We start from the raw sequence: 15,130 nt of genomic DNA, 5'->3' as shown, positions 1-15,130 counted from the left end.
ATTTTGACAAACATCATAATTGGCATTGATTTAAAGCATTAATTCTGAATTAATATGCATTGAGTGCGATTTGTTATTCATTCTGGAGGGCGTTTTGATTAAGTCAGCTATATTGGTTCTGGAAGATGGAACCCAATTTCACGGTCGCGCCATAGGTGCTGAGGGTGTGGCTGTTGGAGAAGTGGTCTTCAATACCTCAATGACCGGATATCAAGAAATACTTACCGACCCTTCCTATTCCCGTCAAATTGTTACTCTCACCTATCCCCATATTGGTAATGTCGGCATCAATGCCGCTGATGAAGAATCTCCCGCTATTCAAGCCCAAGGCTTAATAATCCGTGACTTACCTCTGATAACCAGCAACTATCGCAGTGAAGACAATCTGTCTAACTACTTAAAACGTCATGACATTGTTGCCATTGCTGATATTGATACTCGTAAACTGACTCGCTTGTTACGGGAAAAAGGCGCACAGAACGGTTGTATCATTGCAGGTGATGAGGTAAATGCTCAAATTGCCCTTGAAAAAGCAAAAGCATTTCCTGGCTTAAAAGGTATGGATTTGGCGCAAGAAGTGACTACCACACAATCTTATCAGTGGTTACAGGGAAGCTGGACACTGGCAGATGGATTACCAAAAGCTCGTAAAGAGCAAGAACTGCCATACCATATTGTTGCTTATGATTTTGGCGTTAAGCGTAATATTCTGCGTATGCTGGTAGATCGTGGCTGCCGCGTTACTGTCGTGCCAGCAAAAACCTCAGCAGACGAAGTACTGAAAATGGCACCGGATGGCATTTTCCTGTCCAACGGTCCCGGCGATCCAGAGCCTTGTGATTATGCTATCGAAGCAATCAAAACTTTCCTGAACACCGAGATCCCTGTATTTGGTATTTGCCTGGGCCATCAGTTATTGGCATTGGCGAGTGGTGCAAAAACCGTAAAAATGAAGTTTGGTCACCACGGCGGCAACCACCCTGTTAAGGATTTGGATCGTAATGTCGTCATGATCACCGCACAAAACCACGGATTCGCCGTTGATGAAAACTCATTACCTGCAAATCTGCGTGTGACTCATAAATCACTCTTTGATGGTACTCTGCAAGGTATCCACCGTACTGACAAACCTGCATTTAGTTTTCAAGGGCACCCTGAAGCCAGTCCTGGTCCACATGAAGCCGCTTCTCTGTTCGATCACTTTATTGAATTGATTGAACTGTATCGCCAGCAAAACACTCAGAACACCAAATAATCAGGAGAAGAGGAAAAATGGCAAAACGTACTGATATTAAAAGTATCCTGATCTTGGGTGCAGGTCCGATTGTTATCGGTCAGGCATGTGAATTTGACTACTCAGGAGCACAGGCTTGTAAGGCTCTGAGGGAAGAAGGCTATCGGGTCATACTGGTGAACTCCAACCCAGCCACTATCATGACCGATCCAGAAATGGCAGATGCGACTTACATTGAGCCAATTCATTGGGAAGTTGTACGCAAAATTATTGAAAAAGAGCGCCCGGACGCAATTTTGCCAACCATGGGTGGGCAAACAGCACTGAACTGTGCACTGGAGCTGGAACGTCGGGGTGTACTGCAAGAATTCGGTGTAACTATGATTGGTGCCACCGCAGATGCAATTGATAAAGCAGAAGATCGTCAGCGTTTTGATAAGGCGATGAAAAAAATCGGCTTGGATACTGCTCGTTCTGGGATTGCCCATTCGATGGAAGAAGCGCTGGCTGTAACTGAAGACGTTGGCTTCCCTTGTATCATTCGCCCTTCTTTCACCATGGGCGGAACAGGTGGTGGTATCGCTTATAACCGCGAAGAATTTGAAGAGATCTGTGAACGCGGTTTGGATCTCTCTCCGACCAATGAATTGCTGATCGATGAATCTCTGATTGGTTGGAAAGAGTATGAAATGGAAGTAGTGCGTGACAAAAACGACAACTGCATCATCGTCTGCTCCATTGAAAATTTCGATCCAATGGGGATCCATACTGGTGACTCCATTACTGTGGCTCCCGCCCAAACATTGACTGATAAAGAGTATCAAATCATGCGTAATGCCTCGATGGCAGTACTGCGTGAAATTGGTGTAGAGACCGGTGGTTCAAACGTACAGTTTGCTGTTAACCCGAAAAATGGCCGCCTGATTGTCATTGAGATGAACCCGCGTGTATCCCGTTCATCTGCTCTGGCCTCCAAAGCGACAGGCTTCCCTATCGCAAAAATTGCAGCAAAACTGGCAGTTGGTTATACCCTTGATGAACTGATGAACGATATCACGGGTGGGCGTACTCCAGCCTCTTTCGAACCATCAATCGACTATGTAGTTACTAAGATCCCTCGCTTTAACTTCGAAAAATTTGTCGGCAGCAATGATCGCCTGACAACTCAGATGAAATCTGTCGGTGAAGTAATGGCAATTGGCCGTACTTTCCAGGAATCTCTGCAAAAAGCTTTGCGTGGTCTGGAAGTCGGAGCAATCGGCTTCGATCCGAAAGTCAATCTGGATGACCCGCAATCTCTGACCAAAATCCGCAGCGAACTGAAAGATGCGGGCGCTGAGCGTATCTGGTATGTTGCAGATGCTTTCCGTGCAGGCCTATCCGTTGATGGCATCTTTAACCTGACCAACATTGACCGCTGGTTCCTGGTACAGATCGAAGAACTGGTACGTCTGGAAGAACAAGTAGCAGAACAGGGCATCAACGGTCTGACTTCCGGCTTCCTGCGTCAGCTCAAGCGTAAAGGTTTTGCGGATGCACGTCTGGCAAAACTAGTCGGCGTATCCGATAAAGAGATCCGCAAACTGCGCCATGATTACAACCTGCATCCGGTTTACAAACGGGTAGATACCTGTGCCTCTGAGTTTGCAACTGATACTGCATACATGTACTCCACTTATGAAGACGAGTGCGAAGCTAATCCGAATAGCGACAAACCGAAAATCATGGTATTGGGTGGTGGTCCGAATCGTATCGGCCAGGGTATTGAATTCGATTATTGCTGTGTACATGCTGCACTGGCACTACGTGAAGATGGTTATGAAACCATCATGGTTAACTGTAACCCAGAAACGGTTTCAACAGATTACGACACTTCCGACCGCCTTTACTTTGAACCGGTAACACTGGAAGACGTACTGGAAATCGTACGCGTTGAACAACCAAAAGGTGTGATCGTCCAGTATGGTGGTCAGACTCCGCTGAAACTGGCCCGTGAACTGGAAGCGGCAGGTGTACCAATTATCGGCACCAGCCCGGATGCTATTGACCGTGCAGAAGACCGTCAGCGTTTCCAGCAGGCTGTAAATCGTCTTGGTCTGAAACAACCTGCCAATGCCACTGTCACCACTATTGAACAGGCAATAAAGAAAGGGAACAACATTGGTTACCCGCTGGTGGTTCGTCCTTCCTATGTATTAGGTGGTCGTGCCATGGAAATCGTGTACGATGAATCAGACCTGCGCCGTTACTTCCAAACCGCTGTGAGTGTTTCCAACGATGCTCCGGTTCTGTTGGATCGATTCCTTGATGATGCTGTTGAAGTCGATGTTGATGCTATCTGTGACGGGGAACGTGTCCTGATCGGTGGCATCATGGAACATATCGAACAAGCGGGTGTTCACTCTGGTGACTCAGCCTGCTCCTTACCCGCATATACATTAAGCAAGGAGATTCAAGATGTTATGCGTCAACAAGTTGAAAAACTGGCTTTTGAATTGCGTGTCCGTGGTTTGATGAATGTCCAGTTCGCGGTGAAAAATAACGAAGTGTACCTGATCGAAGTGAACCCACGTGCGGCACGTACTGTTCCATTCGTTTCCAAAGCAACAGGTCTGCCACTGGCGAAAGTTGCAGCACGTGTGATGGCCGGGCAATCCTTGCAGTCACAAGGGGTGACTAAAGAAATCATTCCTCCTTACTACTCCGTGAAAGAAGTAGTATTGCCATTCAACAAATTCCCGGGAGTTGACCCGATTCTGGGGCCAGAAATGCGCTCTACAGGTGAAGTGATGGGTGTTGGTCGCACTTTTGCGGAAGCCTTCTCCAAAGCGATGCTAGGCAGTAACTCCACTATGCGTAAAAAAGGCCGGGCATTACTGTCAGTACGTGAAGAGGATAAAGAGCGTATTGTTGATTTAGCAGCCAAATTGCTCAAGCATGGCTTTGAACTGGACGCGACTCACGGTACAGCCATTGTACTGGGTGAAGCCGGAATCAACCCACGTCTGGTGAACAAAGTTCATGAAGGCCGTCCACATATTCAAGACAGAATCAAAAACGGTGAGTATGACTATATCGTCAATACCGCCGCTGGTCGTCAGGCAATTGAAGATTCAAAACTGCTTCGTCGCAGCGCACTACAATATAAAGTGCACTATGACACCACCCTGAATGGCGGTTTTGCAACCACTATGGCTCTCAGTGCTGATCCGACTGAGCAGGTAATTTCTGTACAGGAAATGCACGCAAAAATTACTGGGTAATTTAATCGTGTAAAAAACAACTCCCCCAAAGTTGGTTCTCCAATAAGTAAGGGAGCTATTTTTTATCTGGTGAAAATGTTGAATCCAGGAATTGTACTTATCTTAAAGCCGAATATTCACTACCTACATTACATCAGTTAAAACACAACAGATTATTGTAGTTCGAGAGACATCCGTAAGTGGCTATCAAAGCGAAAGCCGTTAAGAATACGAGGGTTATTAATCTGTTGTTTTACTAGAAAACCGTGGTGTCGATATAGGCTGATAGCGCGCTGGTTGGTAGTAGCAACGTCCAGCTCAATCATTTTGTATTTTCGGTTTCGAGCCCGGAGAATTTCCTGTTCCAATAGTTGGGAACCAATCCCTTGACGGGAAAATTCCGGATCAACAGAAAGGTTGTAGAGAAAGCAGGAATCACCTTTCGGTTTAGGCGTGGCAGATGTGGAAACAAGTAATTTATATAGACATTTGATGGCTTGAGGTAAAGGGTAAAATGCAAAAACAGCATTCAATGTTCCCCAATTTAGCCGATTAATTTCACTACGATCATAGGCTGCAATCACCCCGATGCATCGATCATCAGTTAACATCAAACGATGTTGGGAGTAACTAAAATAACCTTTTTCACCACGAAACTCCTTTATTAAATATCTGGAACGTAACTCCTCAGCCCCATAAATAAAATTCAGGGTATCAGTAGATATATTGCCCAACAGATTAACTACCTGAGGAGCATAATCTGGGGTAGCTGGGCAGTATTGAAGATTTTCGCTGTGCAATTTATTCATGTTAGCTCCACACCAAGCATACGAAATAGTTTAATGGCGTTTGTCTGATGCGATATTCCCTCCCTGAGGCGATAACTAAAGAATATTTTTTCTGGTGATTGGTCATCAATAGTTTCTTCAAAGTAAATGTTACGAGAGATAGGCTGTAAATCAGAATCAGTCGCTAATACGGTACTGTGGGTGGTGATCATTCCCATGGCTTGCTGAGCACAAAGTTTTTTTAAAATAGCAATGATCGCTATATTACGCTCCCGTTCATTCGTTCCCTTTAGAAGCTCATCTAATAGATATATGGGTTGTAATCCACTTTGCTCGACCCTTGTTAGTAATTCTTTAATCTGCAAAACCTCACTCATAAAATATGACAGTCCTTGATGTAGAGAATCAGCGGCTGAGAATACTGTAAATAATTCACAAGGATGAAATATCAGTTCAGAACAGGCTACAGGCCCGCCTGCCATGGCAAGTTTCAGGTTGAGACCAAGTGTACGCATGTAGGTGGTTTTCCCCGACATATTAGAGCCGGTGATAATAGTCACCTGACCGGGAATAAGTAAGATATCGTTAGCAATTGCCTGCTGTGCAGGTAATAGAGGATGGATGGCTTGCTTTGCATGGAGTTTGCAATCGTCACTCATTGTCGGAAAGTGCCAGCATTGATTTTCATGGCTCAGATTTGCCATGGCACTTAGCGCCTCAAATAATGAGATAGCTTCCAGCCAACGGGGGACGTGCTGCGCATACTGCTTATGCCAGCCCTGAAGATTCAGAGTGATATGAAAGTCCCAGAGCAATGTGCATTGTAGGACGAGATACGGCAAGGTATTAAAGCGTAAGTGTGAATAATGGATGATGGTTGAAAGTTTACGTAATGCCAGATCTGATCGTTCAGAAGGGTTTTGTAGCAATTTACTAATATTGCGCAGAATCTGTGCGTCATACTCACCAGAATTAATATTACTGACTATCTTCGAAAGACTATTCAGAGCATTAAATTGAAGATCAACACGGTTAAGCGCCTGCTTAAACTGATTCCCTCGTAATATAAGAAATACGATATTCAAGGCCATAGGAGGTATAACAATCCAGCCAGGAGCAAGGCGAGTTACAGCAAAAGTGATACAAACTAAAGAAAGCAGGGTTAGCATTTGCCCCACTCGTTTTAGCCTGGCACTGATATAAGGGAAAGTTGTGCTTGTAGCCCACTCATGAAATTTCTCCAGATAATAACCTCCCCTTGTGCGGTCTGGATTTCGCGCGCAAGCGTACAGTTTCTGGCGTAAGTCTAATTGTGGAGCTAACTCTTGAATGGCTTGTTGATGCTGTGAAAGTTGCGATATAGGGCATCCGCGCGTTAGCCATACAGCAAGTTTGGAATCACCGCAACTTGTCGACAGGTTGAATAGTAGTTGCCCTAAAGAGGCTGTTCCATATAAGTTGAGAGCACGATCCTGTTCACTGAAATGATCCGCAACATGTATCGGGCAGGGTGCCAGTGCTGAGAAATTTCGGTTAATGCGCTCTAAGCTTTCTTTATTAAGAGTGATCAGTGTGAGATGGTTTTGTAATTGCTCCTGCATGTGATGATGCAAGAAGACTAAGGCTGCAAATAACAATATACCACCAGTTACCAGTAGCCATGAATAAAATGACCACTCTGATTGTTGCCATAAGTAATAAACGAACACGAGCAGACTAATAAATACGATGAATCGACTTAATTCCATGTATTTCAGACGTTGCTGTAACACGAGCACTTTTTGAGATAAATAATCAACTCGTGTTTGCCATGGACATTTTTCGGGGGTGTTAGAATTAATGTTTATCATCATTTTTGAAAACACGCCGTTCCTTTGGTTGAGTAACATCAAATTTCTTGGCAAGAATACGACCAAATAATGAATTGAACAAAGGATTCCTAAACTTCATATAAATATCATTGTGTAATAGGCATGCACCGAGATTTTGTTTAACGAAGTAATTAGTAATACCAAGATCGATAATTTTAGTCTGAAAATGACTGAAACGCTGAATCAGATCCATATGCAAAATATAGTAGGAATTTACTTCACTTTCTTCTTGATAATTACGGCCAAAAACAAAAGGGTTAATAATATTTTCACTTATACCGCTAAAAATAAATGAACGTACCTGATCCTGTTTATCATAAAGTACGGATACTACAACTTGGCATTGTTTTTGTACCTGCTCAAAAAAGCTTAAGGGTAACGCCTTACGCTTGTATTCGCTTGCTCGGCGGTGAGTATTGAGGTATTGCTCATAAAAACCCTCGAGTTCTACAGGCTGTTCATAATAGTGAACAATACGCCATCCCGATTGGTGAAACTGAGACTTTATGCGGTTAAGAACCTTGCGGCAATTGGCTTTCAAATTTCGGCTATATTGCTCCCATGATCTGCCTTGTAAGGGAATAAATGCCAAGGGGTAATTCATTGCCGGATTGAAACCCTGTGCTAACAACTGTGAATGCAATGCAGCATAATCCGTCTCTTTATGTTCCACATCGCGAATGATCCTGACAAAAGCACGGGGAAAGCTTAAAGCTAAAGAATGATTAATTATAGTGATACGTTGCTGGGGAGTAATTTCATGAGAAAACCACCAATGGCGACCGCTGGTTTCATAGCTACCAATCATGGCTGCTGTGATGCAACCGAACTTCGGACAAAATTTCTGTATCTGTGATTGTAATGCGGAGTGAGGATCAGAAATTAAATCAATGGATTCTTGTGTGGCAAAGAACAATCCCAGAGAAGAAGACCTCAAATTGGAAGCGAAGACTTGGAAATATCGATATTCACGATGGGGAAGAGTTTGTTCACAGGCAGCCATAAAACTATGAGTTTTAAATGGATGCGCTTGAGACAAAGTTTCATTCCATGTATAGGCGTCAATATCTTCGATACTGTTATAAACTTCAATATGAAACTTATTGATACTAAACATATCAATCAACATGTTTTAGTGCTCCTGAAGATTTTAAGGCATCAATGTAATCTTCACTCAATTTGAACACTTTTCGTTGTTCCGGGATTTTCGGGGCAGGAAATAGCAGTTTTCTGAACCGATATAAAATGTGGTTATAAAAGGCGTTAGAGTGTTTTATATAAAAGTACAGCTTGGATGATATGGCACCTACACTAAATTTCGCGTCGTAGCTTGTCTGCCCAAGTTCAATGTAGGGATATTGTTGATTTTGAGCTTCTTCAATAACTCTATATAAGCAATTGAAATAGAGAGCACTGGCATCGCGATAACTGTAGTCGATACCTAAGTATAACGGATGTAGGTTTTTGCCCTTGAGGAATAATTCGAAAGCGACAATACAATCATCATCCAAACACAACAATACTTGTGCTTGCTCGCCGAGTTCCTCGTTAACAGCACGGAAGAATGCAGGTGTTAAACATTCAAACTTTGTATGGCTACGTTGCAGAACATTACGATATAAACTATTGAGTTTGTTAGAGTAAGAACCAAAGTCATCAACCATAACCCAACGTAGGCCGATAGCATCAAACTTTCGTTTGCGTCTTCTCAAGACATTCCTATAACGTTTTAGCATGTTATTGATGTACTCTAAGCCTCCAACTTGATCAGTATAAACATAAGTCGTGTCAGGGCTACGGCAGACGACAAATTTGCTCTGTAAGACTTGCTGCAAGCGTTGATGAAAATATTCGTCAAACTCTTTGATACACTGCAATTTAATTTGTAGTTCGGCTATCTTCCTATCAATCTCTCGTTCCATGACTTGTAACAATCGAGGGTAATCAGGATGATCCGGTGGTAGGGCAATGCCTAGCATGTGGCTGCAAGTTGCAATTGGGCTACCGACGACAAAAATCCTTGGTTTTAGCAAGTTGGAGAATATCTTGCGCAAGGTCATAATCCAACCTTGCCATTTCGGAGGGGCAAGATCAGTAAGGGAATAATACATACTGAAGCAACTGATGATAGCAGTCAGTTTGTCGTTGCGATAAAGGCTAAGGTAGTAAAAACTTTCGACTAATTCAGAACGTTCTAACGCGAGTTGCAATGAATATGAAGTAATCACATTTTCGGGGTCGTAACAGTGTTCCCAGTCCTCCCTGGAAAAGAGACTGACACTTTCTGTCCACTTACAGCTTATTTCCATAACTGCGAATCCCTTATAAGGTCATATCAAAGCCAGCTGCTGACCAATTTGGATTAAAGTACGAATGCTATAATCCAATTCTTCGTTGTTCAGGTTTGCGCTCAGATTAATCCGTATTCGTGCACGTGTTTTACTTACAGCAGGATATGTCACAGGATTAACGTAGATACCTTTCTCATGAAGCATACGAGTCATCACGTAACAACAATGCTCATCACCCGTAATCAATGGCACAATGGCTGTTTCGCTGTTGAGTATGTTGAATCCTGCATCACGTAATTTTTGGCGGAAATACTTAGCCTTGGTTTGCAACTCCAGAGTCAACTGGGGAGAGCTCTCAAGAATGTCGATGGCACTGATGATTGAAGCGAGTATAGCTGGAGGCAGCGAAGCGGAGTAAATATAAGGATTTGCAGCAACACGGATAATGTTTCCTGTTTTCTTATTTGTACCAATGAACCCGCCAATCCCAGGCAGGCCTTTGCTCAAGCTGCCAGTGATAACATCAACCTGATCCGTTATACCAAAATGAGCACAACTTCCCCGGCCGTTCGGGCCAATATGTCCGGTGCCATGAGCATCATCAACAATGACGAACGCATTATATTTTCGTGCTAATTCGACAATCCCGGGCAATGGTGCCAAATCACCATCCATACTGAAGACACCGTCGGTGATAATAAATTTGCGTGCCTGAAATGAAGTTTGGCGAAGCTTGTTTTCGAGACTTTGCAGAGAAGCATGCTTGTAAACCCGGGTCGTTGCACCACTCAGTTTCAGACCATCGACGATAGATTGATGGTTGAGAATATCACTGAAAACTATGTCACCTTCACGACATAGCGTGGAAAGAGCAGCGAGATTCGCAGAGAATCCCGAGCTGAAAGTAATGACCTCTTCCACATCAAGGAATTTAGCCAACCGTTGTTCCATTTCAAGGTGTAAGTCGCTAGTACCATTGAGAAGGCGTACGCCGCTGGATGTGGTTCCGTATTGATGAGTTGCATTGATACTGGATTCGATGATTCTTTGATGACCATTGAGTCCAGAATAGTTATAGGAACCTAAATGCAAAACTTCACGTGCATGCGTACTACCAGCACTGGCAGGGTTGTAGCTAACAGAAACATGCTTACAAGGTATTCTATGAAATACTCTGCCAATCACATCCATTTTGCCGTCTGAGACAAAATTATCGTAACGCTCGGCTATGTTTTGTAAGTAGTCGTTAGATCGCGTGATGTCACGGTGACGGTTGTCTATTTGGGGATCAGTAAGGCTCAATTTATTCATAGTGATTTTTCCTTGCATAAAGATAAAAAGTAACAATGACGATAAATGCTCCAATATTGATAGCCAGACTCAACCAAAGTAACGGCTGAAAATTGGAGTAATGTGTTAGCAAATAAACGATGAATATTCCTTCTAAAGCCTTTATAAACAGAGTGACTAACGATAAATAATTCTGTTCAGTACGACTGGAGTACAGGCAACTGGTAAACAAGAAGATCAACGGTACTACCCATGCATCCATAGTGTTAAGTTGGTCTGCATTGAAAATGATGTAGAAGCTAATTAGTGTTGGAGATATCAGCATTAACAAGGTAGTAAATATTGCCGGGCTTGAATTCGGTGAAGCGGTAACTTCATTTTTAAAATTCAGGTATTTAGGTGATCCAAATAAAACTCTAAAAGCAGATTTCAGGTTAGGCTGGCTCATTGCCTGCCGCAGACATGCCAAATACATAAAGCTATTCAGATACCCTAGCGAATGAGGCTGGGCTATTGGTGTGGTAATACCATAACGTAGCGGCTCTTCCGATAATTCTCGTTGATAGGTTCCAAATATTCGGTCCCAAATAACTAAAAAGCAGCCGAAATTTTTGTCTATATAGAGCGAGTTACTGGCATGATGCACCCGATGTTGAGAAGGTGTGACAAAAATCTTTTCTAAAAATCCCAATTCACGGATAAACGTTGTGTGTATAAAGAATTGGTAGACCAACTGTGCAGCGATAGCCAGAAGATAGTGTTCCAATTTAATGCCTAGAAATGCCATGGGGAGAAAAAACACCCATACCGTAAAATTACCGAAAAAACCTAAGCGCACAGCAGTGCTAAGATTAAAGTGTTGTCCGCTATGGTGCACAAGATGATTAGCCCATAGTAGGTTACAGCGATGGTGGACCCAGTGATTAAGATAATAGAAAAAGTCGTAGAGTATGAAAGTAGCCAGTATCTGTAAGAAGGTATTTGGCAATGGGGCTATCAACGCCCAATGTTGTTGCACATAGTAATAGACCGATAAATGCAAGCCCGTGAAAAGCACTCCGGCTACCAGATTAGTAGCACCTAATGAAAGATTAACCAAGCTCTCTATGATATTCAATTGAGAACGTCGTCGGAATAGGTTCAGCACCAGAGCTTCTATCACTATACTAATTAAAAATAAGGGCAATAAGATAGTTAGTATATTTTGTCCTGTCATTTTTTAGCCTATTTGTAGCAATCTACCTATATCCATCCTCAATTTGTATCCAAGATACTTCAATCAGTTAATCCAGAACTGGCGCTAATTGTATAAACCAGATTCTCGTATCTTTAGATACGTTGATTAGGATTAAGAGAGAATGTCCTCACAGTTACTGCTTCCAGCAGTAATACTACGAAATATGGCTATACACTATCCTCTATAATTTTATGTACAGTTTGAAATCCGCATATTTAATTACAATTGAACAACAAAACAACGACAAATAAAATTAATTTTATTTTCAAAATACAACAATCAATTAATTTTTTGTAAGGGGTTAATGTGGTTGATATCCACATTAGTCTCAGAATTCATCCCATCTGTGAGTGTTCTGATAAAGAAAAAGCCATCCCTGTTTTGAGATGGCTTTTATACCAAATTAATAACTGCCTTTTTAATTAATACTTTTTGTTCAATATAAATCTAATATTGTTTCAGCCACACAGGTATGTTGGTTTTTCATTTGAGGTGCGGGCTTAATAAAGCAATCTTCCAGAAACCAACTTGCCGGTGTTTTTAAGGTAATAGAGACGACTACCAAATGTTCCAGACTGATTTTGTTAGTTCCCCGTTCATAACGTGATAACTGCTGATGGCTGACGCCAATTCTGTCCGCCAGCTCTGCTGCTGTTATCCCAAGCTCTTTTCGCTTCATTTGGATCCTTTTACCTACCAGCATACTGACTCGCATAATTTCTTTACTCTCAATTTATAAATAGGTTAATAAAACAACTGCTGTACCTGCATACTTACCGGCTTTTGGTTGTATTAATGTGTGCAATATTGATGTCAGGGTAAAATTCGAGGGAATATTTTTCCCCCGGGCGATAACATGCACACCATCTGCCGCATTCTTTCCATCAATCTGCAATGTCGAGTAAATTTGCTTATTAGCATCGAGATAAATCTTTGACTCATTATTAATGGATTTGACTTGCAACATTATTTTGTTGCTACGAAGTGCACATTTTAATTGCCCATTAATTGAGCGAGTGGCGTTATTAACTTCTGAAGCTTTTAATTCCCCGTAAGCAATTTCAGAAGGTATATTGATTTCACAACTTTGATTTACAGGTGGTAATTTGTTGCAAGTAGAGTTAGGAAATTTCGCTGCGATACCATAACCCGATGATATCCGCTTGGTGTAAAATAAACCTATACACCTAGCATCTGCGGTAATAATAGGAAACGTCACCCGTATAGGGATTCCGAGCTGTCTTTTATAGGCTCGCATTACTTCCGCAGTTGTCCGGTACTTATGCGCGTCATTCAGGCATGCCTTTGCATCAATACAGGAACCATACATGCCCGGCTGGTTGTCATTATATTGAACATCAGGGCCAACATAACATGGATCATTACCATAACAAGGATTGCCGAACCCCTCTTCTTCTGTCCATTCAATAATCTCCATGGTAGTGATAATTCGTTTACCCGATATAATAGTATTCACTGGCATAACATAAGCTCCACCATAGGCATATGAAGCACTAAAGAAAATCAACAATGCTGCAAACTTCATCAACGATTTTTTAATATGATGCATAATTTATTTCCCTAAATAACATCAAACTCAGGTTGAATATCATGGGGTAAAAAAGAAGCCGAAATCACTATTCATAACTGAGCTCAAAAGTTGCCATTGCATTGAACTCTCCTACACCAATCTTGTTTTGCAGCAGTGCACTGGGATCAGCTTTTACATATGCCTGAAATGGGATTACATTGTTACTGCTCGTATCAGAGAGTCTAAATTGGGCCGTTTTATTAAAAGAGAGTGGTGTACCATCCAGTTTTTCCATACCAATGGCTGCACCTGAAGCACTGCTGCCATAACTGAATGCTAATAATCCGGGCTGCTCTCTGCTTTCCTGCCCGACAAACCTGATTTTTACTTTCTGGGCCACACTGGGATCACATTCTTCCAAATGCAGCCGGAACTGTTGGCCTGGTGTACGGTGATACAAATAAAGATCCCGGTTGATAATGTTGCCAAAATTGACTTCCATGATTTTATCTTCCGGTTTAATCACACAAGGGGGAGCGAGTACGGTCATCGTGATTCTGACATTTTGGCGTAAGCTATCTTTTGCATAAGCACTTTGCTGACTGCCAATCCCCAACAGAAATAATACCGGTAGCACCAATGTTTTCAGTGCGTAGTTAAAGAGCTTCATACTTAACAAATTCATTATCATTTATCCCAAAATCCGTTACGATCTGGTGAAGTCTGCTTTATGATCCCATCAAGCTGTTTATGACGGGATATGACTACCAAGGACCGATCAGTTCCCTTCATCTACAACCTTTGTCACTACACAAGTATTATCACTACAGTTGAATGTTAACTGTGGACGTCCACCATAATCATTGACATAAGTCAGTACCGGTTGATTACCGAATGAACTAACCGTTCCTCCCAGTTTGTCACTGCTTTTGGGCGCCAGCATGAAAGGTTTAAAACCGTCTACACTTTTACCATTTATCTTATTCGAAGCTTCTGAAATCGTGATGTAATAAGGTGTTGGATTGTTCACCACATATTGGTTTCCCTGACGGCTTAAGGTCAGTTTTTCCTGCCACGGGTTATCATGATCAATACGACGTGCGATAACTGCCTCCGGGCGGTAGAACAATTTGATTTTCGTCTGTAAAGCTATTTGCAAAACATTTGGTTTCCCACTGCGCGGTGGTATTTCACGAACATTGAAATAAAACAAACTTTCTCTATCTTGTGGCAATTGGGCCACTGCTGGCAGTGTCTGGATCTTGATTTGGCTCTTCGCTCCAGCTTCAACACGCTGCACAGGGGGAATAACGACGAGTGGGCTGTTGATCTTATTTCCCTTATCATCTTCAAACCATGCCTGTGCTAAATGCGGCAAATCAAGATGTTGATTTTCAATATTCAGGCTGACCGATTTTTCATTTCCATTAAAAATAACACGGGTACGATCCAATGCTATCGCCGCCATTGCCTGATGCACTGACATTGAACTTGTTACCGTTATAGCCGCTATCATTAGAATTTTTTTCAGTTTCATAGTGTCATCTGCTTATGCTCAAAAAAGATCATATTTATATTGCTGGTGCCGACTAATATCGGTATACCTATGCCAAATAAAGCAATGCAATACTCTATTAAAGATCAAT

At 42.3% G+C, this 15,130-nt stretch carries 12 protein-coding genes; 2 read left to right on the top strand and 10 right to left on the bottom strand.

Annotated features, from left to right (window positions below):
• Positions 1 to 94 precede the first annotated feature (94 nt).
• Both carA and carB read left to right on the top strand, forming a co-directional pair.
• On the top strand, positions 95 to 1,255 hold the full coding sequence (carA, locus tag HGO23_RS03285; protein WP_099135608.1) for a glutamine-hydrolyzing carbamoyl-phosphate synthase small subunit: 1,161 nt from the start codon (positions 95 to 97) through the stop codon (positions 1,253 to 1,255).
• A gap of 17 nt (positions 1,256 to 1,272) precedes the next feature.
• A complete protein-coding gene (carB, locus tag HGO23_RS03280; protein WP_099135609.1) occupies positions 1,273 to 4,497 on the top strand; it encodes a carbamoyl-phosphate synthase large subunit in 3,225 nt (1,074 codons plus the stop codon).
• 152 nt (positions 4,498 to 4,649) lie between these two features.
• On the opposite strand, the gene HGO23_RS03275 is transcribed toward carB, so the two are convergent.
• The 10 genes from HGO23_RS03275 to HGO23_RS03230 all read right to left on the bottom strand — a co-directional run bounded on the left by HGO23_RS03275 (position 4,650) and on the right by HGO23_RS03230 (position 15,021).
• Positions 4,650 to 5,285, bottom strand: coding sequence for a GNAT family N-acetyltransferase (locus tag HGO23_RS03275; RefSeq protein ID WP_209027959.1), 636 nt, complete (start codon positions 5,283 to 5,285; stop codon positions 4,650 to 4,652).
• Complete coding sequence (locus tag HGO23_RS03270) at positions 5,282 to 7,117, bottom strand: MutS-related protein (RefSeq protein WP_209027958.1); 1,836 nt, start codon at positions 7,115 to 7,117, stop codon at positions 5,282 to 5,284. The genes HGO23_RS03275 and HGO23_RS03270 overlap by 4 nt, the downstream gene beginning before the upstream one ends.
• Positions 7,101 to 8,264 (bottom strand): hypothetical protein, encoded by a 1,164-nt coding sequence (locus tag HGO23_RS03265; RefSeq protein ID WP_209027957.1) that lies wholly within the window; start codon positions 8,262 to 8,264, stop codon positions 7,101 to 7,103. Before HGO23_RS03265 ends, HGO23_RS03270 begins: the two co-directional genes overlap by 17 nt.
• Positions 8,254 to 9,444 (bottom strand): GNAT family N-acetyltransferase, encoded by a 1,191-nt coding sequence (locus HGO23_RS03260; RefSeq protein WP_209027956.1) that lies wholly within the window; start codon positions 9,442 to 9,444, stop codon positions 8,254 to 8,256. Before HGO23_RS03260 ends, HGO23_RS03265 begins: the two co-directional genes overlap by 11 nt.
• A gap of 21 nt (positions 9,445 to 9,465) precedes the next feature.
• Positions 9,466 to 10,737, bottom strand: a complete 1,272-nt coding sequence (locus HGO23_RS03255) for an aminotransferase class I/II-fold pyridoxal phosphate-dependent enzyme (RefSeq protein WP_169923035.1) — start codon at positions 10,735 to 10,737, stop codon at positions 9,466 to 9,468.
• Positions 10,730 to 11,932, bottom strand: a complete 1,203-nt coding sequence (locus tag HGO23_RS03250) for a sterol desaturase family protein (protein ID WP_209027955.1) — start codon at positions 11,930 to 11,932, stop codon at positions 10,730 to 10,732. Before HGO23_RS03250 ends, HGO23_RS03255 begins: the two co-directional genes overlap by 8 nt.
• Before the next feature lie 457 nt (positions 11,933 to 12,389).
• Entirely contained in the window at positions 12,390 to 12,656 is a 267-nt protein-coding gene (locus HGO23_RS03245; RefSeq protein ID WP_280529536.1) for a helix-turn-helix domain-containing protein, read from the bottom strand.
• 30 nt (positions 12,657 to 12,686) lie between these two features.
• The gene (locus tag HGO23_RS03240; protein ID WP_099135617.1) at positions 12,687 to 13,523 is read right to left on the bottom strand and encodes an MrpH family fimbial adhesin; all 837 of its coding nucleotides are present in this window, start codon (positions 13,521 to 13,523) and stop codon (positions 12,687 to 12,689) included.
• A 67-nt stretch (positions 13,524 to 13,590) separates the two neighbouring features.
• Positions 13,591 to 14,169 carry a fimbrial protein gene (locus tag HGO23_RS03235; protein ID WP_099135618.1) on the bottom strand — a complete coding sequence of 193 codons (579 nt, stop codon included), beginning with the start codon at positions 14,167 to 14,169 and terminating at the stop codon, positions 13,591 to 13,593.
• 93 nt (positions 14,170 to 14,262) lie between these two features.
• Positions 14,263 to 15,021, bottom strand: a complete 759-nt coding sequence (locus HGO23_RS03230; RefSeq protein WP_099135619.1) for a fimbria/pilus periplasmic chaperone — start codon at positions 15,019 to 15,021, stop codon at positions 14,263 to 14,265.
• Positions 15,022 to 15,130: the final 109 nt, after the last annotated feature.

Origin of the sequence: Xenorhabdus budapestensis (genome assembly GCF_017743015.1) — a bacterium.
Lineage (GTDB): Bacteria > Pseudomonadota > Gammaproteobacteria > Enterobacterales > Enterobacteriaceae > Xenorhabdus > Xenorhabdus budapestensis.
Note: the sequence above shows the minus strand (reverse complement) of the source record. Positions and strands in the feature narration are given on the sequence as shown.

What these genes read in the sequence shown, in the direction of transcription:
- HGO23_RS03265 (WP_209027957.1), bottom strand. Translation starts at nt 8,264, where the DNA reads ATGTTGATTGATATGTTTAGTATCAATAAGTTTCATATTGAAGTTTAT.
- HGO23_RS03260 (WP_209027956.1), bottom strand. Translation starts at nt 9,444, where the DNA reads ATGGAAATAAGCTGTAAGTGGACAGAAAGTGTCAGTCTCTTTTCCAGG.
- HGO23_RS03240 (WP_099135617.1), bottom strand. Translation starts at nt 13,523, where the DNA reads ATGCATCATATTAAAAAATCGTTGATGAAGTTTGCAGCATTGTTGATT.
- HGO23_RS03270 (WP_209027958.1), bottom strand. Translation starts at nt 7,117, where the DNA reads ATGATGATAAACATTAATTCTAACACCCCCGAAAAATGTCCATGGCAA.
- HGO23_RS03245 (WP_280529536.1), bottom strand. Translation starts at nt 12,656, where the DNA reads ATGCTGGTAGGTAAAAGGATCCAAATGAAGCGAAAAGAGCTTGGGATA.
- HGO23_RS03250 (WP_209027955.1), bottom strand. Translation starts at nt 11,932, where the DNA reads ATGACAGGACAAAATATACTAACTATCTTATTGCCCTTATTTTTAATT.
- HGO23_RS03255 (WP_169923035.1), bottom strand. Translation starts at nt 10,737, where the DNA reads ATGAATAAATTGAGCCTTACTGATCCCCAAATAGACAACCGTCACCGT.
- HGO23_RS03235 (WP_099135618.1), bottom strand. Translation starts at nt 14,169, where the DNA reads ATGAATTTGTTAAGTATGAAGCTCTTTAACTACGCACTGAAAACATTG.
- carB (WP_099135609.1), top strand. Translation starts at nt 1,273, where the DNA reads ATGGCAAAACGTACTGATATTAAAAGTATCCTGATCTTGGGTGCAGGT.
- HGO23_RS03275 (WP_209027959.1), bottom strand. Translation starts at nt 5,285, where the DNA reads ATGAATAAATTGCACAGCGAAAATCTTCAATACTGCCCAGCTACCCCA.
- HGO23_RS03230 (WP_099135619.1), bottom strand. Translation starts at nt 15,021, where the DNA reads ATGAAACTGAAAAAAATTCTAATGATAGCGGCTATAACGGTAACAAGT.